Origin of the sequence: Sphingomonas profundi (assembly GCF_009739515.1) — a bacterium.
In the GTDB taxonomy this organism is placed as follows: domain Bacteria; phylum Pseudomonadota; class Alphaproteobacteria; order Sphingomonadales; family Sphingomonadaceae; genus Alterirhizorhabdus; species Alterirhizorhabdus profundi.
The window spans coordinates 2,880,902-2,905,564 of record NZ_CP046535.1; the positions used below are offsets into that span (position 1 = coordinate 2,880,902).

Sequence of the window (24,663 nt, forward strand, 5' to 3'; positions counted from 1 at the left end):
AACCCCAATTGCTAAGTGGCTAGCTATTACCATGACTATAGGGTCGCCGGCATGAGGGTAGGCGAACGCGTTCTGGAACGGCTTTCCGCAGCCGGCATGTCGCAAGCTGAACTCGCGCGCCGGATCGGATTGGCGCAACCGACGATCAATAACCTCATCCGCCGGAACAAGGTTGGGACGAAACATCTCCATCGGATTGCGCGGGAGCTCGGCACAACCCCCGAGTATCTCACGGGCGAGACCGACGATCCCGCCGAAGGCGCACTGCCGGTTCCCACCGCCGACCTCGTCGCAGAGCAAGTCGGCGCTATCATGGTGCCGATGCTCGACCTGAGATTCGGTATGGGCGGCGGCAACGTTGTCGACGCGCACTCGATCATCGATCGCATTCCCTTTCCGCGTGATTGGCTGCTGTCGCGCATCGAGGGCAAACCCGAGCAGGTTATGATCATCACGGGGGAAGGCGACTCCATGGAGCCTACGATCCGGTCAGGAGACGCCCTTCTCGTCGACCAAGCGCAGCGGACGGTGCGCCAGCAGGATCAGATCTGGGCGATCGGCCTGCACGACGTCGGCATGGTGAAGCGGCTGCGCCGACGTAAAGGCGGTTACGAAATCATCAGCGACAATCCCGCCGTGCCGGCCGATCGCGCTGATGACGGCGAGATGGAGGTGGTTGGTCGGGTGATCTGGATCGGGCGGTGGCAATAGTCGTCACCAGGGCTCTACCCACGGCCTGACGTGAGTAGAGCCCAAGTAACTAGGCGTTCTCCAAGCCCGATCGATTTAGGCGCCAGGGATCGGAACTGCCGTGAAGGCGGTGACGATCTGGCCAGAGGTCATTATGGCCGAGCGGCCGGAGATGAACATCGAACCAAGCAAGGCGGCGACAGTATTGCCCCTCCCCTCTTGGCGGTGTTTACCTTTCAAGGCGTATTGCTGACCACGAACGGTCACGGTGTTGAAGGTCATCTCGAACTTCGCCGATTTGCCCCCGATCCCTTTCCCGGTGCGCCAAGTGATCGTACCCTTCACTGGTGCCCCACGCGGTATGATGACAACGCCGTTGTAGGTTACGTCAGTCGCGACCTGGAGCATGTAGGAGTCGCCCTCTTTCATCTTGATCGACGAAATCTCCTCCGTCGGCGTGACCTGGATGATTGTGTCCATCGGTAGCGTCGCCGGAGTTGGCGCCGAGATGCTGGGAGCCGTAGCCGGCGCCACTGCTGGCATTTGCTGCGCACCCGCAGACATACCTACGAGGGCCAGCGCAATCGCTGGCAAAGTGCTTTGAGCCTTCATGTATCGTCCCCTGCGCCTCCCTGAATTGAGGCAATCGCAAGGACCGCAATATGGCTGATTCTGTCAAGTTGTCGGTCCGGCCGCCGGATCTTGGTAGTGACTGGCACGAACGTGACGAGGTGGGTATCGTGGGGGTACTACACAGCTGACGGCACCGTCAAAGCGTCGCTTATCCGCTCGTTCTGGCCGACAACGGCGGAGGGTTCCTCCGCCGTGCATCACCGAAACGTATCGTGGGCAGTCCACCTGCTTTTCAGCGGGGATGGATAACGGCCACGGACTGTGCGATCCCTCGCGCGCATGGCTGAACTCGACCCCCACTCCGACGACTATGCTGCCTTGCACTACTGCCTCTTCCAGTATGCGGCTGAAGCGGTGGCGAGCCTCCAAGAACCCGGACGCTTTGCGCATTACACGAGCGCGGCGGTCGTCATGGACATCATCCAGAGTGAGCCGCTACGCCGTTCGCTTTGGCTTCGCAACGCGACCGAAATGAATGATTTCTCTGAGATCGAATTCGGGCTCGATTGTTTGGAGGAGACGCTCAAGGACCAAATCATAGGAGACAAGTTCAAGAAGGCGGTCCAGCAGATTGACGAACGGATGCTAAATTGGATCTCCTCGGCCCTAATTGCGGAAGCTCCGCGCATCAAGGCGAACACGTACCTCCTCAGCCTAGCCCAACATGACATCCGGGAGCAGCGAAACGGCATTTTGAGCATGTGGCGCGCTTACGGAGGTGACGCAAACGTCTGCCTGATCCTCAAGCCAGGCCCGTTCGTCACCGAGCAAACCGCTTATGACGTAAGCCTTCATCCAGTCTCATACGGTGGCCTCCGAGATTTTCGAGACGAGTTCTCTCAGATGTGCGACCGCCTGATTGAGCGCGTGGATGACTTGAGGGCAATCGATCCTGACGTGGTTTGGTTCAACATCAAGCGCGCTATCGACTTCATGGTGCTGTCCACTAAGCATCCCAGCTTCATTGAGGAGAAGGAATGGAGGGTCATTTACAGGCCTCCCGATCCACCTGCTGTTCCTGATGTTCCAAGCAAGATCGTTTGCGTAAATGGCATCGTGCAGAAGGTGTTTTACCTGCCAATGGTCAACATACCGGACCAGGGGGTAAACGGTGCTGACCTGCACGAAGTATTGGATCGCATCATAATAGGACCGACGCCGAACCCACCGCTCGTGATAAACGCGTTCGTGGAACTGCTGCGCCAGGCAGGAATAGAAGATGCGGCACGTAGGGTCGTTTATTGCGACGTTCCGTTACGGCGATAGCAGCTCGACCGTTGTGCCTGCGGGTACCGAGCTGACAAATTGTGCGTATGGTAGCAGCCAAGTGAGACAGCTTTCGGTGCCGGCAGCGGAGGGCTCCTCCGCCGTTGTCCGCGTTTTAGCTGATTGGCAAAGCCATACTGTCGTGCGGGAGTTATCTAGAGTATGGCGATCCATCATTCGTTCGGACCTTGATCGTTGACTAAGCAGTCTGCCGCCATTCCATATCGGATTGATGATCGAGGCCGTATTACGGTACTACTCATCACCTCTCGCACAAAGCACCGGTGGATCATCCCAAAGGGCAAGGTTGGCCGTGCGATGGAGCCTCGAGCGTCGGCTGGCCGAGAAGCTTTCGAAGAAGCCGGCGTGATGGGCCGCCTCGGTCGTGTTCCTGTGGGATCGTATCGGCAGCTGGCTCATAACGCTCCTGGCGATGCCGTTAGCATTGAGGTTCAAGCTTTCCCCCTCGAAGTGACAGATGAACTGCCGGTATGGCTCGAGATGGAGCAACGTGAGCGGCGCTGGTTCTCCATCGAGGAAGCAAGGCAGATCGTGCAAGATAGAGAGATCTCCGCGCTCCTAGAGTGTTTCGTCGAGTATCTAGTCAGCTCTCGACGATCGGCCGCGGACGCCTGATCCTACGGTTCGCGGCTATCCGGTTCAGTGGCACCGCGGTTTCGATTTGTTGAGTCGGCGGCTGTAGCGCGCGACCCGCATTCCCCCTATGTTCCGGACATGTCGGGGAGTTCTGCAGCGCCACCCCGTCGGGATGAGGCGTTGGCCTACATCGTCGAGCGTATCGTGCGGTCGGGCACCAGCCCGTCCAACGAAGAGATCGGTCGTAAGCTCGGCGTCAGCAAGCAGCGTGCGAAGCAGCTCGTCGACGAACTGCTGGAGCGCAGGGTGATCGAGAAGACGCCCGGATCGCAGCGCAACCTGCAGGTGCGCGACGTCGCACAATGCCGCCTTATCATCGTCGCGCGCCTGCGCGAGCTTGGTTTGATCGTAGCCGATCCACTCGGGAAGCTGCAGCAGCCCTTTACGCAAGAACAGCTGCCGATCCTTCCTCCGTTCGAGCATCTACCCGACAACAATTAGTCGGGGTGGCATGGTCAATTTCGCTAAATCACGGGCCGACATCGAAGCGATGCCGGGCGATCTCGTCGCCGTGCCGAAGGCCCAGCTATTCGAGCTGCTCGAGAAGGCGGAGATCGGGCAGAACGCCGAGCGCCTCTTGAGCAGCATCGAGACGATCGCCGGCATCGGTGCCGGTTCGATGCGAGCGGCGGCATGAAGGTGGTCGCTCACCCCGCCGCAATCGACGTGAACGGAAGCCCATACCTGCGCGATGCGAAGGGCAGCCTGGTGCCGCTTGCATCCGTGAAGGCGGCCGACCTGCTGATGGACGAGACAGTGCGTAAAATCCTCGCCGGCGCGCACGAGGCGTCGGCGCTGGTGACCGCTTTCAAGGCGCGCACATTCGAGAATGTGGGCGAACTGCAGGCGCTGCTCGCGCAGCACTACGGCGCCAGCGTGGGCGGCAAGAAGGGCAATATCACGCTGGTGTCGTTCGACGGGTGCCAGAAAGTGCAGGTTCAGGTGGCGGATCTGCTCGAGTTCGGGCCGGAGCTGCAATCCGCCAAGGCGCTGATCGATGAGTGCCTCACCGAATGGGCGGTCGGCAGCGCAATCGAATTGCGCGCGCTGGTTAACCGCGTCTTCCAAGTCGACAAGCAGGGGCAAATCAACCGTGCCGAGCTCTTCATGCTGCTGCGCGTGGAGATCCAGGATGATCGCTGGATGCGCGCCATGGAAGCGATACGCAATTCGATCCGGGTAATCGGCTCGCGCACCTACGTCCGCTTCTACGATCGGCCGGCACCAGACGCCGCGTGGCGGCCGGTGACCGTGGACCTAGCAGCGGCATGAGCAGCGAGCGCTGGCTGATCCTCCGAACCAGCGGCGGGCAGACGCTACCGCTCGCGCGATCGTTGCAGGCTGCCGGCTTCGATGCGTGGACGCCGGCACGCACGATCCGCAAAATCGTGCGGCCAGGAACGCGCACGGAGAAGCGTTTCGAGATTGATCTGGCGATCCTGCCGACATTCGTGTTCGCCCGCGAGCACGACCTCGTCTCGCTGGCGGACGCGGCGGCGAGGCCGGTCAGTCCACACCCGGCCTTCTCGATTTTCAGCCATGGCGGACGCATCCCGCTGATCGGCGACCGTGACGTCGCGGGGCTGCGCGAGGAGGAAGATCGGGCCGCAGCGACGATGCAGGCTATGCGCGACGCGGAGACGCACCAGGAGGCCGAGCGCATCCGCATCGCCGCGATCAAGTCCGAGGCGGCCAGGCGTCGAGCCATGCGCGCCCAACACCGCAGCTTCCTGCCAGGCACCGAGGTGACGGTGGCGGAGATGCCGGCACTGGTGGGCGTGACCGGCGTCGTAGAGGAGAGCGACGGCACGTTCGCCTCAGTGAGGTTCGGGACCCAATCCTGGAAGATTGAGGCTTGGCGTCTGTCGCCGATTGATGTAGCTGCCGATCAAGCCCTGCGGGGCCTCGCCGCCTGAGCGGCTTTCGGGACAGACGATCTGGAGCTTCGGCTCTTGCGCGCCCACGCTGACTTCTGCGCCCATGTTGGCAGCGGAAGTCGTCAGCTTACCCTAGATCTGGAGGCCATCATGGCAACTCCGTCGCTGGTCGATCGGCTGCGTATCGCGCAGGAACGGCTCGACCTCATTATCCGCGATGCCGAGAACGATCGCCGACCGCATGCGCGCACCGAGCAGCTGCTCGACGACGTGCATGACCTCGGCACGGTTATGTGCCGCATCGCGCGGGGCGGCAGCCGGTGATGGATGACGGTGTCCGCCTCTTCATCCGGTGCGTGCTCGTCCTAGTCATGCTCCTGCTCGCGAAGGATGAGCCGCTGGTGATCACCCCCGTCGAACAGGCGTTGCACTGGGTGCGGGAGCGTATCGCATGAGGTCTGAGGCATTTGAGTTCCCGCTGGTGCGGGAGGAGATGAAGCGCCTGCCCGGCGGCCGCTGGATCGATCCCCGCGTGCTCGACGACGCGATCGGCGAGATCGCCGTGGCCGATCTCAAAGCTGCCGGTGCTCGTGGCCGGCGCGACCGGCTGGACGCCGAGATCGCGAGACACGAGCAGGATGGTGCGCGTGCCCGGGCGAGGGTCATGGCCCTCATCGAGACCGCCATCACGATCAGCCCGGCAGCGTCGCCCGCCGAAATGCGACGAACCGAGTTCGATTGACCTCGACACCGGCCGCCGCCCCCGGTTGGCCGCCCCCGAACCGGCCATCCCCCCCGGTTCGGGTCCTTCCCGGCCAGTTTCGTATACGGGGCGCAAAGGCTCGAAGCGTTCCCAGCTATGGGTTCTGAAAGGGGTCCGCACCTGAAATGTCCGCACCCCTGAACCTGGTGTCTGTGCGCGAGTTCGCGCGGCTCGACGGGTGCGACGACAAGCTGGTGCGCCGGGCGATAACGGCCGGAAAACTGCGGGTTTCGGAAGATGGCAAGCTCGACGCGGCGCTGGTCGGATCGGGCTGGAGACGGACCAACCGCCGCGGCGCTGCGGGTGCGGACATCGGTGCGGACACCGCGCAAATGTCCGCACCGAATGTCCGCACCCAGGCAGTGACGGCGCCGCTGTCCGCAGTGCTCCCGCCGCCGACTGCGATTGGCGATCAGCCGGATCCGGAGGAGGTCGTCGACTTCATCGCGCAGGTGCTCGCCGGCCGCTTCGCGCTGACCGGCGTCGCCGAGCAGGTGAAGGAGAATGCGCTCGCCGCGAAGAACCTGCTGGCTGCGCGGAAGGAAGCGGGTGACCTCGTCGACATCGAGGTGGCCGAGGCGATCCTGTTCGAGCAGGCGCGCCAGTTCCGCGACGCCTGGATGAACTGGCCGGCCCGGGTCGGGCCGCTCATCGCCGCCGAGCTGGGCGTAGCGCCGGAGCCGGTGGTGGAGGCGCTGAACAAGCATGTCCAGCAGCAGCTCCAGGATCTCGGAGAGCCGGAAGCGGAGTTCGCAGAAGCCGGCGAAGGATGAGCGGCTGCGGCGCGCCTGGCGCCGCGGCCTCACGCCTCCGCCCTGGATCAATCTGCCCGACTGGGCGGATCGCTACCGACGGCTCGCGAAGGAGGCGGGCTCCACCTCGGGGAAGTGGCGGACCTCGACCGTAGAGGTGGCGCGCGGGCCGATGCTCGCGGTGACCGAGCCGGGGGTGCACGTGCTCACCGCCATGGTGTGCACGCAGCTGCTCAAGACGGCGCTGCTCGAGACGATCGTCGGCTATCACGCGCACATCAAGCCGGTACCGATGCTGCTCGTGCAGCCGAAGGAAGCCGCCGCCGAGCAGTTCTCGAAGGAGCGCATCTCGCCCATGATCCGGGCGACGCCGGTGCTTCGGGACCTGATGGGCTCGCGCAAGAGCCGGTCGGCCGAGGAGACGCTGCTCTACAAGGGCTTTCCGGGCGGCTTCCTCGCCCTGGCTGGCGCCGGATCGCCCGACAACCTCGCCCGGCGGCCCGTCTGCATCACGATGTACGACGAGGTCGACAAATACGTCCTGACGCGCGAGGGCGACGCGATCGGGCTCGGCGACGAGCGCCAGGCCACCTTCTCGGAATATCTGTCGGTCCGGGTCTGCTCGCCGACGATCGAGGGCGAGAGCCGCATCGAGGCGAGCTACCTCGCCGGCGACCAGCGGCAGGCCTCGGTCGAGTGCCCGCACTGCCGCCACCGCAACTTCATCGACTTCTTCAGGCACGTCGAGTGGGACAAGGAGCTCGACGAGGCCGGCAACGTCATCGCGCACCACCCGCGCACGGCGAAGATCTACTGCGAGGCCTGCGGCGTCGGCTGGGACGAGGGTGCCCGACTGCAGGCGCTGAAGACGACGCGCTGGCACCAGACGAAGGCGTTCCTGTGCTGCGGCAAGCACCAGGATCCGCTCGCCGTCTTCGAGGAGACGTGGCGGCGGCAGGGTGACAGCCGGCCGGCCGATCCGGTGCTGCAGACGTGGGACTGGTGGGCCGGCCCGCGATGGGCGGTTTACCGCGCGCGATGTCAGCACTGCGGCAAGTGGCCGGTCGACAACGAGCATGCCAGCTTCACCGCCGGCAAGCTGTTCTCGCCGTGGCCGAAGGATGCGCCGCCGAAGCAGGCGACGAAGTGGCTCGACATGAAGGACGACCCGGATCAGCGGGTCGTGTTCGACAACACGCAGCGCGGCCGGCCGCACCGGCGCGCCACAGGCAAGGACCTGAAGGCGGAGACGCTGGCGGCGCGAGCCGAGACCTGGCCGGGCGAGGTTCCGGACGGGATCGGCCTGATCACCGTCGGCGGCGACACGCAGGACGATCGCGTCGAGCTCGAGTTCGTCGGCTGGGGCACGAACGAGGAGAGCTGGTCGCTCGGCTACGTCGTAATCGAGGGCGACACCTCGAGCTTCGAGCTCTGGGATCGCGTCGACGAGCAGCTGCTGCGCACCTTCCGCCGCGCCGACGGTCGCGCGTTCGCGGTCGAGGCGGCGTGCATCGATTCGGGCGGTCACCGCACCAACGAGGTCTATGCGTTCGCCAAGGCGCGCCTGGGCCGCAAGGTGTGGGCCATCAAGGGCGCGTCGGAGAAGAGCGGCCAGCGCGCGCCGATCTGGCCGACGGTGAAGCCGTCAACGCGCAAGCGGTCGCAGTACAAGCCGACCGTGATCGGGGTGAACGCGGCGAAGGACACGATCCGCGCCAGGCTGGAAGAGGTTCGCGAGCCCGGGCCCGGGTTCATGCACTTCCATGCGAAGCGCGAGCTGGCCTGGTACGAGCAGCTGATCGTCGAACGACGCATCCTGAAGGTGATGGCGGGCTCCCGCTTCACGGTGTGGGAATGCCCGAAGGGCAAGGCAAACGAGGCACTGGACTGCCGGGTCTATGCCTACGCGGCGCTGCAGGGCCTGATCCATTTCGGCCTGCGCCTGAACGAACGCACCGAGGAACTGGCGACGCGGTTCATCGCGATCGCGGCGCCCGAGATGGCGCCGGCCGCCGAGGATGCCTGGATCAGCCGGTCCGGCGCCGACGGCGGCGAGAGCTGGCTATGAGGAGTTGCCGATGGCGTTCACGAGCAACGACGTAGAGCAGCTGCGTGCCGCGATCGCGACGGGCGCGGTGAAAGTGCGCTACGCCGACCGCGAGGTGACCTATCGATCGCTCGGCGAGATGCGCGATATCCTGCGCATGATCCAGGCGGACATGCAGGGCGACGCGCTGAGCAACCGCTGCCGCACGTCCGTGGCGGCGTTCTGAGGTGACCTGGCTCGACCAGGCGATCGGCTGGGTGGCGCCCGTCGCCGGCGCGCGGCGTCTGGCTGCGCGGCGGCAGATGGACATGCACGGCCGCGCCTACGAGGCGGCGCGTCGCGACCACCGCACCGCCAGCTGGCAGGCCGGCGGCACCGATGCCAATGCCGAGGCGGGCGCCAACGAGGAGATCGTCCGCAATCGCTCGCGCGACCTGGTGCGCAACAATGGCTGGGCGCTGCAGATCGTCGACACCTTCGCCGACCATGTCGTCGGCACCGGCATCGTCGGTGCGCCGACAGGGCTGAAGGGACGCAACGCGAAGAAGGTCTCCGGCGACTGGCGGAGCTGGGGCGAGGTCTGCGACCATGACGGCGACCATGACCTGAACGGGCTGCTCTGGTCGGCGACGAAGGGCATGGCGGAATCGGGCGCCGCCATCGTCCGCTTCCGCCGCCTGCAGTTCGACGCCAAGGTGACGACCGCGCCGCTGTCGCTGCAGGTGATGGAGCCCGACTTCCTCGATCCGCTGAAGAACGGCACGACGCGAAGCGGTGGCCTGATCGATCGCGGGATCGAATATGACGCCGGCGGCCGCAAGGTCGCCTACTGGCTTCTCCCGCACCATCCCGGCAACGTCGCCCAGTTCCGCGCCCGCACGCTCGTCAGCGATCGCGTACCGGCCGACGAGATCGTCTACCTCTACAACAAGCTGCGGCCCGGGCAGGACCGGGGAATGCCGCTGCTGGCGCCCGCGGTGATGACGCTGCGCGATCTGCGCGGCTATCTCGACGCCGAGCTCGTCCGCAAGCGCATCGCCTCGTGCATGGCCGGCTTCATCACCGACAAGGGCGACGGCGATCCGGTGACGCTCTCCGATCCGAAAACGGGCGAGGCGCTGAAGCGCAAATTCGGCAAGCTCGTCGACAAGTTCGAGCCGGGCATGATGACGCGCCTGTTTCCGGGCGAGGATGTCACCATGGCGACGCCGCCGAGCGCGCCCGGCATCGCCGAGGCGGCGCAATTCTACCTGCGTGAGGCCGCGGCGGCCGCCGGCGTGATGTACGAGCACGCCACCGGCGACTTCTCCGGCGTGAACTATTCGAGCTGGCGCGCCGGGCATCATGGCTTCCGCCGCCGGATGGAGCGGATCCAGTGGCTCGTCGTGGTGCACAAGCTCTGCCGCGTGATCGCGCAGCGCTACCGCGAGGCGTCCCTCGCCGCCGGCCTGCTGCCGGTCGCGAGCTTCGGCTGGCGCTGGACGCCGCCTGGCTTCATCTCAGTCGACCCCTACAAGGATGCTCAGGCGGATCTCGCCAACCTGCGGATGGGCAAGGTGACGCTCAGCCAGCTCGTTGAGGAGCGCGGCTACGACTATCTCGAGTTCCTCGCCCAATATGCCGAGGATCTCGCGAATGCGGAGGCGGCGCTTGGGCCCGGCGTGATGTTCGACGGCGATCCGCGCAAGCTGGTCAACCCGCCGAAGCCGGAGAGCGGCGACGCGAAGAAGGCCGACGCGGCCGCCAACGACAGCGCTGACGCCGCCGACGCGGCCTGATCCGGAGACCATCATGGACAAGAATCCGAAGGCGCCACCGGCGCCGTCCACTCAGCGCATCCTAATCGTTACGAGCGCGAGCACCGGCACTGCAGCGGCGATCGTCGCCGCACGATTGCGCGACGCCATACCGATGACACGCAGCGCGCCCAGCATCGACCCGGAGGAGCGCCGGCAGCCGCAGGCAGGTGGCCGCGGCGTGCGCAGCCTTGCTGTGGCGCCGGACAGCTACGACGCAACCGCACGCACGGTAGAGGCGGTTCTCTCTGCCGGTACTGCGGTACGCCGCTACTATTTCACTGAAGAGCTCGAGATCTCGGCGGACGCGATCGACCTCGCACGCGTGACTGGTGGCGTTTGCCCGCTGCTCGACACGCACAACCAATATCAGCTGGACGGCGTCATCGGCCGCATCCTCTCCGTCCGGATCGAGGGTGGCCAGCTGATCGGCGTGTTGCAGTTCGCGGACACCGAAGCCGGCCGCGCCATCGAGACGCGTGTCTCCGCCGGCGAGTTGCGCGCGATCTCGATCGGCTACCGGGTCACCCGCTGGCAGATCACCGCTACCGACGACACCGATCACGAGACCTGGCGCGCCGTCGCCTGGGAGTTGCTTGAGGCCAGTCTCGTCCCCGTTCCCGCCGATCCGAACGCCGTGGTTCGATCCGCACCGGGCACCCCCGCACACGGCAGCCAAGAGGAAGATGATATGCGACGCAACCTCCCCACCGGCGCGGCTGCGGCCGCTCCTGCCATCGCCAGCGTTTCCACCCCGGTCGACAATGCCCGCACCGTTGAGGTCGTCGCTGACGTGATCGCGCCTGTCGTGATCGAACAGCGGCAGGTGCCCGCAGCCGTGACGGTTGCGGCGATCCGCACCGCGGCACGCAACGCCGGCCTGACCGACGACGCCACGTTCGAGCTGATCGAGCGCCACGAAGCGACGCCGCTGACGCGCGACGCGCTGATGGCCGACATCGGCCGCCGCTTCGCCGAGCGCGACAGCCAGGCGCCGACGACCAGCCGCGTGACCGTGACGCGCGACGCCGGCGACACCATGCGCCGCGGCATGGAAGAGTATCTGTTCCACCGCATGTCGCCGCGCTCGGAACTGGCCGACGTTGGTCGGGCCTATCGTGGCATGTCGCTGCTGCGCATGGCCGAGGAGCATCTGGCGGCCGGCGGCGTCAGCGTCCGCGGCCTCACCCCCAACGAGATCGCGGAGCGCGCGCTGCACAGCACGAGCGACTTCTCGAACCTCGTCGGCAACGGCCTCAACCGCCGCCTGCGCGCCGCCTATGACGAGAACCAGCCGAGCTATCGCTCCTGGGCGCGTCGCGCGCCAAACGCGCCGGACTTCCGCTCGGTCGACGTCATCCAGATGTCGGCGATGCCGGACCTGGTGAGGGTCAACGAGGCCGGCGAGTTCCGCTACGGCACCGCGAGCGACGGCAAGGTCAGCTACGCGGTCGTGACCTACGGCCGCATCATCGCCGTGACCCGCCAGCTCATCATCAACGACGATCTGCGCGCGCTCGAGCGGATCACGACCGGCTTCGCCGGCTCGGCCGCCCGTCTCGAGAACCGGACGGTCTATGCGCAGATCACGTCCAACCCGACGATGCCCGACGGCAAGGCGCTGTTCCACGCCGACCACGGCAATCTCGGCTCGGGCGCGATCTCGGCGACGTCGCTGGCCGCCATGCGCAAGGACATGCGTCTGCAGAAGGGGCTCCAGTCGGAGGAGCTGAACCTGATGCCGGAGCATCTGCTGGCGCCGGCGACGCAGGAGCAGCTGGCCTACCAGTTCACCTCGAGCCAGTTCGTGCCCGCCAAGGCGACCGACGTGAACGAGTTTCGCGCCGGTGGCCGCACCGCGCTCGACCCGATCGTCGAGGCCATCCTGGACGGCAACTCCACCACCGCCTGGTATGGCGTGGCGTCGAACGCCCAGGTCGATACGGTCGAGTACGCCTATCTCGAGGGCTCCGAGGGCGTGCAGATGTCCAGCCGCATGGGCTTCACCGTCGACGGCGTCGAGATGAAGGCGAGCCTCGATTTCGCGGCGGCCGTCATCGATCACCGCGGCCTCTGGAAGTCGACCGGCGCCTGATCGCCGGCGCTTCGCCACCCACCGCAATCTGACGACGCGCCGGCGGTAAGCCGCCTGCGCGTCGTCGCTTCTGGAGACAGACCATGGCCAAGAACTATCGCCACAAGGGCGACACCTGCACCTTCACCGCCCCCAATGCCGTCGCTTCCGGCGGCGGCTTCCAGGTCGGTTCGCTGTTCGCCGTCGCCCAGTGCGATGCCGCCCAGGGCGCCCCGGTCGAGGGCGACGTCGTCGGCGTCTGGACGCTGCCGAAGAGCACCGCCGCCGGCACCGACTTCACCGCCGGCACCAAGCTCTACTGGGACAATGCGGCGAAGCTCGTCACCAAGACGGCGTCGACCAACCTGTTCATCGGCGCCGCCCTGGGCGACGCGGCCGCGGGCGACGCCACCTGCGCTGTCCGCCTGAACGGCGTCGCCGCCTGATACACCAACAACGGCCGGCGATCGCGGCGCAGCTGCTGTCGCCGGCCGCATCCGAGGAGGGCATCATGCCGAACGTCCAACTGCACGGCCCGGCGCTCGACAAGAACGGCCTCTATGTCGACGCCGGCGCGATCCTCGCCGTCGGCGATGCGCCCGAGGCCGATATCTCGATCGAGGAAGCCACCGTGCTCGTCGAGGATCTGCGCGCGGTCGAGGTGGACGAGGCCTGATGGCCGACCCGTTCGCCGCCGGCCTGGCCGCGATCGACGCGGTGTTCCGCGAGGCCGTCGTCTATACCGGCGCCGGCCTCGACGCCGCGCCGATCCGGGCGATCTACGCCGACGAGGCGGCGCAGCCGTTCGTCGGCGGCGGCAGCACGCTGCGGCAGGTGAGCTTCGAGCTCGACCAGGCCGACCTGCCGGAGCGACCGCGCAAGGGCAACATGATCGTCCGGGCCGGCGTCACCTGGAAGGTGGACGACGTAACCGACCGTGACGACATCGGCCGCTACGTCGTCGTGGTGAAGCGGTGACCGCCGCCCGCTCGCAGATCCTCGCCGCGATCGTCGCGCGCCTGGCCGGCGTGTCTGGCATGAGCGCCGATCGCGTCGAGCTGATGCCGTCGGGCGACCCCGACGCGTTCCCCGCGCTCGGCGTGCACGATCACGGCCAGCGCAACGTCGACGGCGAGGCCGGCAGCACCACTTACGAGCTGCAGGTGACGGTCGACGGCTTCGTCGAGGGCGACGGCGCGCGCGAAGCGATCGGCGAGCTCTACGTTGGCGTCGTCGCGGCGCTGGTGACGGAGCCGCCGCTGGACGAGCTCGCCGGCGGCGTCAGCCTGATCGACGAGGGCGACACCCGCGTCGACGTCGCCGAGCTCGCCTCCACCGGTCGCATCGCCTTCGCCACCGATTTCGCGATCCAGTTCGCGACCCCTCGCGGCGATCCGTCGCGCTTCGCCTGATCTGAGGAGATCGACATGTCCGACCCGATTATCCGCACCAGCAATGTTGCGGTGCTGCTCAAGCTCGAGGCCACCGAGAGCGTCGACGCTCTGCCTGGCGTCACCGATGCGGTGAACGTCGAGGCGAACTCGGTGCAGACGAGCGCGCCGTTCACCGCCGAGGCGTCGAGCGAGGCGACCGGCTCGCTCGTCGGCGGCGCGCCGCTGGTGATCGGCCAGCCGGCGACGATCCGTTTCCGCTCGCAGATCAAGGGCGCCGGTGCCGGCGTGACCTACAGCCCCACCGTGAAGCCGCCGCTGCACCAGGCGCTGCAGGCCTGCGGCAAGCGCGGCCAGTTCACCGCCGCCAAGGTGACGTCGCTCTGCAGCGCGGGCTCCGCTACGTCGGCGACGCTGAACGCGGCCCATGCGGCGACGGCCGAGGCCTATCGCGGCATGCGGCTGATCATCACGGCCGGCGCGGGGGCGGGCAGCACCGCCCTGGTGAGCTCGTACAGCGCCGGCCGCGTCGCGCTGCTGACCAAGACGTTCCTGACGCCGCTGGATGCCTCCACCAGCGTCGCGATCAACGACAACTGGACCTATTCGGGCACCAGCCCCTTGGATCTCACCGCCCGGCTGACCGATCAGCCGTCCGCGACGATCTACGTCTATCGCGACGGCAAGCTGCGCAAGTTCGTCGCCTGCCGCGGCACTGTGGACTATAGCGGCAACACGGCACGCGCGGGCTTCGCCGACTTCTCGTTCACCGGCATCTACGTGGGCGATGCCGACGCGGCGGTGCCCTCCGGCCTCGTGCTGCCGAGCCACTCGGCGCCTATCCTGGCTCAGTCGACCGCCCTCGACGCCGTCGTGCTGCTCAACCGCCTGCCGATGCCGATCAGCCAGTGGTCGCTGGAGAATGGCGGCACGCTCGAGACGCCGGACGATCCGAACACGAACAACGGTTTCGGCGCGAGCGTCATCACCGACCGCATCCCGCTGCTGAAGATGGACCCGCTGGCGACGCTGATTGCGTACCGCAACTCGATCGCGGACATCCAGGGCGGCACGCTGATGAACGCCTCGCTCTCGTGCGGCATCAGCGCCGGCAATCGCTGGGCGCTGACCCTGCCGCGGGTGCAGAAGACGGTGGCCGAGGATGGCGAGCGCGGCAAGCTGCAGTCCGAGCAGATCACCGCGCAGGCGCGCAGCCTCTCCGTCGACGCCTACGGGCGCGACGGCGACAGCATCCTGATGTTCGACTGAGGGAACCCGCATGATCGCGATGTCGACGAGCCAGCCGATCCGCTGGACCCCGCCCTGGCGCGAGCAGGAGGAGCCGAAGCCGGTCTACCTGCTGCGCGCGCCTTCCGTCACCGAGCGCGAGATCCTGGAGGGCGAGCTCTCCGGCGAGCATCGCGCCGGCATCGTCTACGGCTTCCAGCTTCGTGCGGCGTTCGCCGCCGGCATCGACTCGTTGATCGGCGAGACGGCACCGGACGACGCGGCGCGGCTGAAGGAGCTGTCCGCCCAGCAGGCGGCGCTGAAGGACGGCGAGAGCCTGGCCGATGACGAGATCGCGCTGCTCGAGGCGGCCGAGGCGGTGCTGATCGAGCATTATCCGGCCTACCGCAGCCTCATCGCCCAGCAGCAGCGCCGCGAGGCGCTGGCGCCGATCGTCGCGTTCCAGAAGTGGTGCGTCGGGGTGGAGAACCTGGACGTGCCGTTTGCCCGCGACTGGTCCGGCGTGAAGCCGGAGGCGATGGCGGCGATCGATCCGCTGGAGCTGCGCGTCGCCGGCCGCACCGCCTACAATCTCGCCTACGCGGGCCAGCATCTGGGAAACTGAGAGGCGCGCTCGTCTGCCGGCAGCACCCCGCCGACTTCGAGTATAGCGCCGAGGAAAGCGGGGGCTGGGACATCGCCGGGTGCATCTGGGAGCAGAACCCGCTCCTGGCGATCCCGCGCGGCATCTTTTCGGTCGTGGATCTCTGGCTCAGCTGCCGTGCCCACGGCGGGCCAATGGGCGGCCGGGCGCTCCCCTGCGCTGGCGGCCCGGCCGACCAGCCGGCGGCGCTGATGGACGCCTTCATGCTGCTCGAGGCCTGGGTGAACCCGAAGGAGGCCTGATGCCGAACCCCTTCGATGCGCTCACGATCGACTTCGCCAAGCTCGGCGCGGATCGCTCGCGGCTCGAGAAGGCGATCCTGGAGGCGGAGCGGGCGGCGGTCACCGACGTCGGCAAGCAGGCCGAACGGGCGCTGGAAGCGGCGACGGCGGCCGGCGGCCTCGGGCGGCTGGCCAAGGCCTGGAACAGCAAGGTCTATCCGCAGAAGGGCCTCGCGGCCGGGCCGGCGACGCTGCTCTACCCCAAGGGCGGCGACCGCACCAAGGGCGCGATTCGCGGCCAGGTGGAGGGCGGGCGCATCGGCGCGCGCGGGGGCGGGACGATTGCGGTGCCGACCAAGGCGGCGGCGCTCGGCGTGCGCAAGACGCGGCCGACGCCGGAGGAGTGGGAAGCGGCAACGGGGATCAAGCTGATCCCGGTGCAGCGCCCGGGCAAGCCGACGCTGCTGATCGCGACAGGCGCGCGCGTGCTCAAGTCCGGCCGGATCCGCGCCGCCAGCGCGTCGGCGATCAACCGTGGCCGGTTCGCGTCGGCCGTGATCTTCGTCCTGGTGCCCTACGTCAGCCTGCGCTCGCGCTTCTCGGTCGAGGGCACGCTGGCGCCGTTCGCCGGCAGGGTCGCCGAGGATTTCGCCAGGCGCGCAGGCGCGATCAGCTAGGAGGGATCATGCCGAACGTCGACATCGTCGCCCGGCTGAAGCTCGCCGGCGAGCAGTTTTCCGCAGAGTTCGGCCAGCGGATGGACCGGATCGAGACCGAGGCGCGATCGGCCGCGTCACGTGTGAACACCGCGCTTGGCGGCATCGGCAACACGCTGGCGGGCTTTGCCGCCGGGATTGGAATTGCCGGGATCGCCGAAGCCGGCAAGGCGGTTCTCGACTATGCCGATGATCTCGGCACCGCCGCCGATCAGGCCGGAGTCGCCGTCGAGCGCTACCAGACGCTGAAGGAGGGTCTGCGCTCCCTCGAGATCCCGACTGAAAAAACCGACAAGGTTCTGAAGGGATTGAACGACACGCTAGGAGCCGTTCAGTCGGGGACCGAGAATGGGGCGACCAAGGCACTCGACCGTCTCGGTATTACTGCAGATATCCTCGCAGGAAAGATCAGCGATCCCGCGCAGCTGCTGGATGCTCTCGCCGCGGCGTCAAAGGGGGCCGGTTCGGAGGCGCAGTATGCGAGCGACCTGGTCGACATATTCGGGAAGAAGATCGGCGTCGATCTTGCGGCGGCGCTAAAGGACGGCGGAGCCGCGCTGCACGACGCCGAGCAGGCCTTTCGCGACACCGGATCGGTGATCACCTCCGAGATGATCGACAAGCTGGCGGATGCCAACGAGACAATCGACGCGTTCGTGTCGCGATCACGCAATCAGTTCGTGATCTTCGCAGCCAACGGGATCAGCGCCTTCGAGAGCGTCGAGCTGCGACTGGCGAAGCTTGGACGAGCGCTGGCCAACTTCTCGCCAATCGGCAACCCGTCATCGTACGAGGCGGAGATCCGCGATATCGAGCGGCGCACGGCAACGAAAAGCGCTTATGACGCGCAGCGGGCGCGTACGGTCGCGGCGCTCCAGGAGAAAGATCGAATCGCAGCAGGAGACGGTGTCTTCAAGAATACGGCGCTGCCGCAGGCAGTGAATACGTACAAGAGGGAGCTCGCCGAACTCCGCCGGATCGCCAAAGATTTTAACGCGAACAGGGCTGCCGCCGGTGTCGACGACGGCGCCGGCGCCGTGATCAAGCCAGCCGAGACCGCCAGGACGGAGACCAACCTCCGCAAGGTGCAGGCGGCCGCCAAGGAAGCGAGTTCTTCTCTCAACTTCGTGCCGCCGATCCTGAAGGACATCGCGATCCAGTCGGACGCCGCCGGCGAAGCCGCCCGCAGGTTCTACGACTCTGTTGGCGTTGATCCGTTCGATTTCAGCAAGAAGATCGCGGCCAACGACGCGGAATGGAAGAAGTCGTTCGACGCTCAGCAAGAGGCGATGGAAGAGAGCTGGCGCCGCCAGGAAGACAATGTCCGCAGCCTCGCGGACTTCTACGCTGACGCGTTCGAAGGCGGTTCGGGCTCTATCTGGAAGAGCTTCAAGCGCCAGGGCCTGGCGGTGATCAGCGAGATTGCGGCGCGCTACACGCTGGCGCTGCTGTCGGGCAAGAGCACGGACTTCGGATCGATCCTGTCGTCGGCGCAAGGCACGGGCTCCCCGCTGGGCAGCATCCTTGGCCTGCTCAACAGCGGCGGCGGCGTCACGAAGGGTGGCACCACGATCCCCACCACCGGGACCGTCATCTCGGAAGCCGGCGCGGTGCCGGGGGCGACCAGCGGCGGCGGCATCCTCGGCAAGATCGGCATCTCGTCCGGCACCGCGTCGTCGATCGGGCAGGCCGCAGGCGCGTTCGGCGCGGCGATCGCCGTGAACCAGATCGTGGGTGACGTTTTCGGCTTCAAGGGCGGGCCGCTGGGGATCCTCACCGGCCTGTTCACGAAGACGAAGAAGGCGGCGGCGACCTTCGGCACCACCGCCGACGGGTTCGGCGTGACCGGCGTTACCGGCAATTCGGCCAAGTTCAAGGCCGCCGCCAGCAGCGCCGGCGACAACGTCTCGTCGATCCTGCAGAACATCGCGGATCAGCTGGGCGGAACCCTCACCGGCCCGGCCTCCGGCTCGATCGGCGTGCGCCACGGCGACTTCCGCTACGATCCCTCCGGCCGTGGCATCACGAAGAAGGCCAAGGGCGCAATCGACTTCGACGACGATCAGGAAGCCGCGATCAAATATGCCGTCAGCGACCTGCTGAAGGACGGGCTGCTGCAGGGCGTCAGCGAGGCCAGCAAGCGGCTGCTGACGAACGGCGGCGACCTCGACGCGCAGTTGCAGAAGGCAGTGACGCTGGAGAGCATCCCCAAGCTGCTGAAGGCCCGGCTCGATCCGGTCGGCGCGGCTGTGGACACGGTGACGGAGAAGTTCGCCGGCATGGTCAAGATCCTCGACGAGAGCGGCGCCTCGGCCGAGCACCGCGCCGACGCGGAGAAGCTCTACCGGCTCGAGCTCGAGGATGCGCGCAAGAGCGCCGGCGACGCGGCCGAGAGCCTCAAGGCGTTCCTCGACGGCATGAAGACGGGCAGCGATTCGCCGTATTCGCTGCGCGACCAGGAGACGGCGGCGCGCGCCGCGCTCGATCCGTATCTCGCCGACATCAACGCCGGCGTCTCGATCGACCAGCAGAAGTATCTCGCCGCCGCACAGTCCTTCCTCGACGTCGAGCGCGAGCTCTACGGCTCGACCCAGGCCTATTTCGACGCGCTGAACACGGTGCAGGCGGCGACCGGCAAGGCGATCGCCACGATCGGCAATGCCACGCCGATTACCGGCGCCGCCGCGGTCGATCCGTTCGCGAAAGCGACCGCGGCGGCGGCCGAGAAGACGGCGACCGCGACGTCGACGGCGACCGACCTGCTCGACCAGATGAGCGGCCAGCTGGGCGACCTGCCGGCGATCCGCACCGCGCTGGAGGCGATCGTCGCCCGCGGCGGCACGGCGCTGAGCGGCCTCGGCGCTGCGCGAGGCTATGTCTGATGCCGTTCGATCCCGCCCTCGACGCCGCCGGCCTGCGCGACCAGGTGGTCGCCACCTGGTCGAACACCGCGATCCGCTCACGCTACCCCTCGGCGCGTGACGCGATCGCGGCGCCCGCCGAGGGCTTCTTCGACGCGATCGGCGATGCCCAGGCGGTGATCGACGCGCGGGCGAGCCTGCTCGGCGTCGAGCGACGGCGCTTCGTCGTCGTGGTGCAGGACGTGCTCTGGCTCGATCCCTCGCTTGGCACGCCGACCGTGACGCTGGCGGACAGCGAGCAGGCGGCGGGCGGCACCTTCATCGTCACCGGGGTCGAGGTCGATCTCGACGCCGGTACGACCTCCCTCGAGCTGTTCGGGTAGAGCCATGGCAAATGCGTGGATCATCCCGCCGCTGCCGATGGCAGCGGTGACCGCGCCGACGTCGGTCGGCGCCGCCGCATACCTGGCGAACGACTATCGCGGCATGGTCTGGGAGGTCGGCGGCGATCTGGGCGGGCCGACCGACGGCGGCTACTTCATGTCCGTTGACGTCGATCTCGGCTCGGACCGCACCGTCGACACGATGCTGCTGCTCGGCCTCGCGGGCCTGATCGCCGGCACGCAATGCTATGTCTTCGCCGCGACGGAGGCGCAGGGGGCGGCCTTCACGACCAACTACTGGCGCAGCCCGAACCTGCTGCCCTACGCGAGCGCCGAGGCGCTGGTGAACGGCGACGGCATGTTCCTATGGAGCGCGCCGGACGACGGCACGCCGCCGCTGCCGGCGCGCTACTGGCGGATCGCCTGGATCACGCCGGCGCGCGTATCGATCCGGGCGCGGCGGATCGTGCTCGGCGAGCGCATCGTGCTCGAGCGGAACTTCAGCTTCGGCCGCGCCGTCGGCGTGCGTCCGTTCGGCGCGACCGACTTCTCCGCCCGCGGCGTGCTGCTGCGCCGGCGGGCGCCGACGCTGCGCACGACGGGCCTGACCTTCGCCAGCACGAGCCGCGACGAGATCGAGGCGAAGGTGCTGCCGCTGCTCGAGCGGTTCAACGTCACCGAGCCGGTCGCGCTGATCACCGATCCCGCGCCGCACCCGATGCGCACGCGCCGCACCTTCTTCGGCCCGCTGATCGGCGACCTGGGCGCGATCCAGCGGAACGCGGCCGGCTGGCAGTGGCAGGCCAACCTCGTGAGCCTGATCTGATGCTGGGCGTGATCGTCCGCATCGACGGCCATGATCCCGTCGCGGGCGCGCCCGTCACGCTGCGCGCGGCGAGCCACGACGACATGCGCGTCTGCCATCTGGACGGGCAGGACTGGTGGCCCGTGATCGCGAAGCTGCCCACCCTGCGCTACGACCTGTTCGACGGCAGCTTCGGCGGCGGCATCACGGCGCCCTCATCCTCGCTGACGATCGGCATCGAGCCGTGGCCGGCGCTGCCGCGCTACATGCTCGCCGACGCGCGCTTCCGCCTGTGGACAGGTGAGGTCGGCGCCGCCTGGAGCAGCTGGACCCTGCGCTTCGACGGGCGGGTGACGGCGCAGCCGCAGATCGCCGACGGCCGCGCCGACATCGCCTTCGCGGTCGACGATCGCTGGCTCGATGCGCCGCTGCTCGCCACCTATGCGGGCACGACCGGGGCGGAAGGGCCGGCGTCGCTGAAGGGGCAGGTGAAGCCGCTGGCGATCGGCGCGCCTCGCTACGTCACGGGCACGCTCGTCGACGTCGCCAGCAGCGTCTTCCAGCTGTCGAACGGCCCGATCAACGACGTGCCGGCGGCGCTGGAGCGGCTGGCGCGCTACGGCGCGTCGGCCGGCGACTATCCGGGCCACGCCGCGCTCGTCGCGGCCGCGATCCCGGCCGGCCGGTGGGCGACCGCGAAAGCGGCCGGTCTCGCGCGCTTCGGCGCGCCGCCGACGGGGAAGGTGAGCTTCCTCGTCCAGGGCGACGCCGGCGGCGCCGACGGCTGGATCCGGCGGCCGGGCAGGATCGTCGCCCGCCTGGCGACGCTGTCCGGCGGCGCCGGCCGGATCGACGCCGCCTCGCTCGCGGCGCTCGACGCGGCCCGGCCGTACAATCTCTCGCTGAACCTCACGGCGCAGACGACGGCGCGCGACACGATCCAGCGGGTCGCGGCGAGCGTCAACGCGGTCGCCGGCGTCTCCTGGCTCGGCAAGCTGTTCGTCGCGCCGGTCGGGCTCGGCGCTCCGGCGCTGACGCTCGCGGCCGACGGATCGGCGCTGCCGCCGGTCGCCTCGGTCACGCAGGTGCCGGGCGCCGCACCCTGGTGGCGGCTGGCGATCGGCGCCGAGCGGACCGAGACGGTTCACCAGCTCGGCGACGTCGCCTTCTACGGCGCGCTGATCGATCTCGGCGCCTACGATCCCGGGCGGACGTACCGCGAGGGCAACATCGTCCAGTACCAGGGCTCGTCCTGGGTCTACATCAATCCCGTGGCGACCGCCGGCAACGCGCCGCCGACACTGCCGACCGAGAGCAACGCCTGGTGGCGCGTCCTCGCGCGCGCCGGGGTCGACGGCGCGGACGGCGCCGACGGCACCGCCGGTGCGCCGGGCGCGAACGGTGTGGACGGCGCGACGCTCTACACCTGGGTCGCCTATGCCGACACGCCGGACGGCTCGGTCAATTTCACGCTCGGCGCGCCCGGCGCGCGCGGCTTCCAGGGCACCGCGATCAACCGGACGACGCCGGGCGAGAGCAGCAATCCGGCCGACTATGCGTGGGCGCCCTATCGCGGGCCGGCGCTGTTCGGCCTGGTCGCGCGGGGCAACTGCGTCGTCGGGCCCGACTATGCGCTGAAGAATGGCGGGGCCGCCGCCTGGGACAGCGACGTCTACTCGGACGTGACGTGGACCGGCGGATGCCAGCTGAGCTTCCGCGCCGGCCAGACGAACGCTCAGGTCATGATGGGCATCAACACCGATCCGGCGACGAACGCCGACTATGTCTCGATCGACCATGCCTTCTTCCTGGCCGACGACGGTCATTGGGAGATCTGGGAGGATGGCGCGTACGTGATCGGCGCGACCGGCACCGTCTACGCCACCACCACCGTCTTCCAGATCATCTACGACGGCCGCCGGGTGACCTACCTGACCGACGGCATCCCGGTGCGGGTCGTGCCGGTCGCCGCCGGCCGCGCCTTCTATCTCGACAGCAGCTTCGCCTACCCGGGCGCGCGGATCGACCGGATCAGCTGGTCGGCGATGGGCGCGGCCGGTGGCGACGGCGTCGATGGCGTCGACGGCGCGGCCGGGCTGCCCGGCCCGCCCGGTGCCGATGGTGTCACGCACTGGAATTGGATAGCCTATGCGAACTCTGCTGACGGCACGGTCGACTTCGTAACAGGTAGTAACGGCGGCCGCTTCTACATCGGCATCGCCAACAACAAGACCACGCCGATCGAAGGAACGGACCCGGCCGCCTACACCTGGTCGCTGATCCGCGGCACTGATGGCGTGCCCGGCACGCCCGGCGCAGACGGCTCGCCGACGTTCACCTGGTTCGCCTATGCCGACGCGGCCGACGGCTCGGCGAACTTCACCACCGGCAACGCGGACGGGCGGCTCTACATCGGCCTCGCCCCGAACAAGCCGACGTCGAGCGAGAGCAGCGATCCGGCCGACTATACCTGGACCCGCCTGCGCGGCGCGGACGGCGCGACAGGGGCTCCCGGTGCGAACGCGCTCAGCGTCGCGATCGCGCCGCCCACCACGACGATCGGGTGCGATGCCGCGGGCATCCCGCGCGACAACCAGTTCCCGCGCAGCGCCACCGTCGCGGTGATCTCCGGCACGCTCAACGTCACGAACAGCAGCGTCTTCCACATGTCGGCGACCGGCTGCTACGCGACCCTCAGCGGCAGCGGCGTCGTCACCGTCACCGGGATCACCGACGAGACCGCCTATGTCGACGTGACGGCCGAATATGGCGGTGGCGCCGCCACGCAGCGCTTCACCCTGTCCAAGGTGCGCGACGCCACGCCGAACCAGGCCAAGCGCTACACGGGCGGCCCAGCGACCGTCTCGGCGACCACCTACGGCTCGAGCAACTTCGGCCCGGCCGAGATCATTGTCGGGCCCAACGGCACGATCTCGGCGTCGGTGCTCGTCGCATGGAGCGCGGGCACGGCGACGAACATGGCCGCCAAGGTCCAGTATCGCGAGAAGGGAACGTCGACCTGGATCGACCTGGGCGTCGAGCAGATCGGCGAGCCGTCGAGCGCCGGAACGGCCGGCGAGCCGGGCGATGACGGACAGGTCAGCACGACGCGCAGCGCGAGCGGCCCCGCCGAGCTGAAGGTCTACGAGTTCCAGCTGCAGGTCCGCAAACATGCCGGCGCGGACAAGAGCGTCACCGTCACCCTCTTCTGCTCGTGGGCGCCCTGATGATCGCGATCTTCAACAGCGCAACCGGCGCGGTGCTCGAGCACGTCGTCGCGACATCCGGCATCGACATGACCGGCAAGGGACAGAAGCCGATCCCGGTCGGGTACGACGCATCGACCTACAGCTGGAGCGTCGCGGCTCGGCAATATGTCGAGGATCCGGCGAAGGTCGAAGCGGTGCTGGTCGGCCAGGTGAAGGCGGAAGGCGAGCGCCGCTCGATGCTGGTCATGTCCACGGGCGGGGCGAAGAAGACGAAATATGCCGCCAAGGCGGTCGAGGTCGAGAACTGGTACGGGCTCGGCGGCGTCGGTGCCGCGACTTCCGCCCTGCTCGCCGCCTTCAACCTGCTGAACACGACTGTGCGTGCGCGCAAGTTTCGCTACGCGATCGCCGACGCGAAAGCCCACGGCGACTCGGTCGACAAGGCGATCGCCCGCTTCGTCGCCGGCGCCGACGCGAGCCAGAACGAGGCGGCGCGCCTAGAGGGGATCGAGCAGGCCGGCGTCGACGCCATCAAGGCCGCGACCACCGCTGCAGCCAAGCGCGCCGCCCATGCCGCCATCAGCTGGGCCACCGCCTGACGCGCCATCCGAGCGCGATGACCATCCGGGCG

28 protein-coding genes are annotated in these 24,663 nt (G+C 67.8%); 27 read left to right on the forward strand and 1 reads right to left on the reverse strand.

Features of this window, described 5'->3' with window-relative positions:
* The first annotated feature begins 51 nt into the window (after positions 1 to 51).
* Entirely contained in the window at positions 52 to 711 is a 660-nt protein-coding gene (locus tag GNT64_RS13790; protein WP_156680050.1) for an XRE family transcriptional regulator, read from the forward strand.
* 75 nt (positions 712 to 786) lie between these two features.
* Here GNT64_RS13790 and GNT64_RS13795 read toward each other — a convergent pair whose 3' ends face one another.
* On the reverse strand, positions 787 to 1,302 hold the full coding sequence (locus tag GNT64_RS13795) for a hypothetical protein (RefSeq protein ID WP_156680051.1): 516 nt from the start codon (positions 1,300 to 1,302) through the stop codon (positions 787 to 789).
* A gap of 300 nt (positions 1,303 to 1,602) precedes the next feature.
* On the opposite strand from GNT64_RS13795, the gene GNT64_RS13800 reads away from it, so the two are divergent.
* The 26 genes from GNT64_RS13800 (at position 1,603) to GNT64_RS13920 (ending at position 24,631) form a co-directional block, all read left to right on the forward strand.
* A complete protein-coding gene (locus GNT64_RS13800; protein ID WP_156680052.1) occupies positions 1,603 to 2,589 on the forward strand; it encodes a DUF2971 domain-containing protein in 987 nt (328 codons plus the stop codon).
* Between the two features lie 195 nt (positions 2,590 to 2,784).
* Positions 2,785 to 3,225 (forward strand): NUDIX hydrolase, encoded by a 441-nt coding sequence (locus tag GNT64_RS22295; protein ID WP_156680053.1) that lies wholly within the window; start codon positions 2,785 to 2,787, stop codon positions 3,223 to 3,225.
* Positions 3,226 to 3,366: 141 nt separating this feature from the next.
* Positions 3,367 to 3,687, forward strand: a complete 321-nt coding sequence (locus tag GNT64_RS13810) for a LexA family transcriptional regulator (protein WP_156680054.1) — start codon at positions 3,367 to 3,369, stop codon at positions 3,685 to 3,687.
* 10 nt (positions 3,688 to 3,697) lie between these two features.
* Positions 3,698 to 3,883, forward strand: coding sequence for a hypothetical protein (locus GNT64_RS13815; RefSeq protein WP_156680055.1), 186 nt, complete (start codon positions 3,698 to 3,700; stop codon positions 3,881 to 3,883).
* Positions 3,880 to 4,518 (forward strand): DUF3164 family protein, encoded by a 639-nt coding sequence (locus GNT64_RS13820; RefSeq protein ID WP_156680056.1) that lies wholly within the window; start codon positions 3,880 to 3,882, stop codon positions 4,516 to 4,518. The genes GNT64_RS13815 and GNT64_RS13820 overlap by 4 nt, the downstream gene beginning before the upstream one ends.
* Complete coding sequence (locus tag GNT64_RS13825; RefSeq protein WP_156680057.1) at positions 4,515 to 5,162, forward strand: hypothetical protein; 648 nt, start codon at positions 4,515 to 4,517, stop codon at positions 5,160 to 5,162. Before GNT64_RS13820 ends, GNT64_RS13825 begins: the two co-directional genes overlap by 4 nt.
* 111 nt (positions 5,163 to 5,273) lie before the next feature.
* Complete coding sequence (locus GNT64_RS13830) at positions 5,274 to 5,447, forward strand: hypothetical protein (RefSeq protein WP_156680058.1); 174 nt, start codon at positions 5,274 to 5,276, stop codon at positions 5,445 to 5,447.
* Positions 5,447 to 5,578 (forward strand): hypothetical protein, encoded by a 132-nt coding sequence (locus GNT64_RS22180; protein ID WP_277873229.1) that lies wholly within the window; start codon positions 5,447 to 5,449, stop codon positions 5,576 to 5,578. Before GNT64_RS13830 ends, GNT64_RS22180 begins: the two co-directional genes overlap by 1 nt.
* A 38-nt stretch (positions 5,579 to 5,616) precedes the next feature.
* Positions 5,617 to 5,865, forward strand: a complete 249-nt coding sequence (locus GNT64_RS13835) for a hypothetical protein (RefSeq protein ID WP_156680059.1) — start codon at positions 5,617 to 5,619, stop codon at positions 5,863 to 5,865.
* Positions 5,866 to 6,011: 146 nt separating this feature from the next.
* Complete coding sequence (locus GNT64_RS13840) at positions 6,012 to 6,659, forward strand: hypothetical protein (RefSeq protein ID WP_156680060.1); 648 nt, start codon at positions 6,012 to 6,014, stop codon at positions 6,657 to 6,659.
* Positions 6,592 to 8,706 (forward strand): phage terminase large subunit family protein, encoded by a 2,115-nt coding sequence (locus GNT64_RS13845; protein WP_156680061.1) that lies wholly within the window; start codon positions 6,592 to 6,594, stop codon positions 8,704 to 8,706. The genes GNT64_RS13840 and GNT64_RS13845 overlap by 68 nt, the downstream gene beginning before the upstream one ends.
* Before the next feature lie 10 nt (positions 8,707 to 8,716).
* Positions 8,717 to 8,911, forward strand: a complete 195-nt coding sequence (locus tag GNT64_RS13850; RefSeq protein ID WP_156680062.1) for a phage head-tail joining protein — start codon at positions 8,717 to 8,719, stop codon at positions 8,909 to 8,911.
* Position 8,912: 1 nt separating this feature from the next.
* Positions 8,913 to 10,463 carry a phage portal protein gene (locus tag GNT64_RS13855; protein WP_156679354.1) on the forward strand — a complete coding sequence of 517 codons (1,551 nt, stop codon included), beginning with the start codon at positions 8,913 to 8,915 and terminating at the stop codon, positions 10,461 to 10,463.
* Positions 10,464 to 10,476: 13 nt separating this feature from the next.
* Positions 10,477 to 12,576 carry a prohead protease/major capsid protein fusion protein gene (locus GNT64_RS13860; RefSeq protein ID WP_156680063.1) on the forward strand — a complete coding sequence of 700 codons (2,100 nt, stop codon included), beginning with the start codon at positions 10,477 to 10,479 and terminating at the stop codon, positions 12,574 to 12,576.
* Between the two features lie 83 nt (positions 12,577 to 12,659).
* Positions 12,660 to 13,001, forward strand: a complete 342-nt coding sequence (locus GNT64_RS13865; RefSeq protein ID WP_156679352.1) for a DUF2190 family protein — start codon at positions 12,660 to 12,662, stop codon at positions 12,999 to 13,001.
* Between the two features lie 65 nt (positions 13,002 to 13,066).
* The gene (locus GNT64_RS13870) at positions 13,067 to 13,231 is read left to right on the forward strand and encodes a hypothetical protein (protein WP_156679351.1); all 165 of its coding nucleotides are present in this window, start codon (positions 13,067 to 13,069) and stop codon (positions 13,229 to 13,231) included.
* Entirely contained in the window at positions 13,231 to 13,533 is a 303-nt protein-coding gene (locus tag GNT64_RS13875; RefSeq protein WP_156680064.1) for a head-tail joining protein, read from the forward strand. Before GNT64_RS13870 ends, GNT64_RS13875 begins: the two co-directional genes overlap by 1 nt.
* On the forward strand, positions 13,530 to 13,967 hold the full coding sequence (locus GNT64_RS13880) for a hypothetical protein (RefSeq protein WP_156680065.1): 438 nt from the start codon (positions 13,530 to 13,532) through the stop codon (positions 13,965 to 13,967). The genes GNT64_RS13875 and GNT64_RS13880 overlap by 4 nt, the downstream gene beginning before the upstream one ends.
* Before the next feature lie 15 nt (positions 13,968 to 13,982).
* Positions 13,983 to 15,215, forward strand: a complete 1,233-nt coding sequence (locus GNT64_RS13885) for a hypothetical protein (protein ID WP_156680066.1) — start codon at positions 13,983 to 13,985, stop codon at positions 15,213 to 15,215.
* Between the two features lie 10 nt (positions 15,216 to 15,225).
* Positions 15,226 to 15,798 (forward strand): hypothetical protein, encoded by a 573-nt coding sequence (locus GNT64_RS13890; RefSeq protein WP_156680067.1) that lies wholly within the window; start codon positions 15,226 to 15,228, stop codon positions 15,796 to 15,798.
* A gap of 134 nt (positions 15,799 to 15,932) precedes the next feature.
* The gene (locus tag GNT64_RS13895; RefSeq protein ID WP_156680068.1) at positions 15,933 to 16,079 is read left to right on the forward strand and encodes a hypothetical protein; all 147 of its coding nucleotides are present in this window, start codon (positions 15,933 to 15,935) and stop codon (positions 16,077 to 16,079) included.
* The gene (locus GNT64_RS21945) at positions 16,079 to 16,735 is read left to right on the forward strand and encodes a DUF6441 family protein (protein ID WP_231639010.1); all 657 of its coding nucleotides are present in this window, start codon (positions 16,079 to 16,081) and stop codon (positions 16,733 to 16,735) included. Before GNT64_RS13895 ends, GNT64_RS21945 begins: the two co-directional genes overlap by 1 nt.
* 2,920 nt (positions 16,736 to 19,655) lie before the next feature.
* Positions 19,656 to 20,018, forward strand: coding sequence for a hypothetical protein (locus GNT64_RS13905; RefSeq protein WP_156680070.1), 363 nt, complete (start codon positions 19,656 to 19,658; stop codon positions 20,016 to 20,018).
* Between the two features lie 4 nt (positions 20,019 to 20,022).
* On the forward strand, positions 20,023 to 20,844 hold the full coding sequence (locus tag GNT64_RS13910; protein WP_156680071.1) for a hypothetical protein: 822 nt from the start codon (positions 20,023 to 20,025) through the stop codon (positions 20,842 to 20,844).
* Positions 20,844 to 24,050 carry a hypothetical protein gene (locus GNT64_RS13915; RefSeq protein ID WP_156680072.1) on the forward strand — a complete coding sequence of 1,069 codons (3,207 nt, stop codon included), beginning with the start codon at positions 20,844 to 20,846 and terminating at the stop codon, positions 24,048 to 24,050. Before GNT64_RS13910 ends, GNT64_RS13915 begins: the two co-directional genes overlap by 1 nt.
* Positions 24,050 to 24,631 (forward strand): hypothetical protein, encoded by a 582-nt coding sequence (locus tag GNT64_RS13920; protein ID WP_156680073.1) that lies wholly within the window; start codon positions 24,050 to 24,052, stop codon positions 24,629 to 24,631. Before GNT64_RS13915 ends, GNT64_RS13920 begins: the two co-directional genes overlap by 1 nt.
* Positions 24,632 to 24,663: the final 32 nt, after the last annotated feature.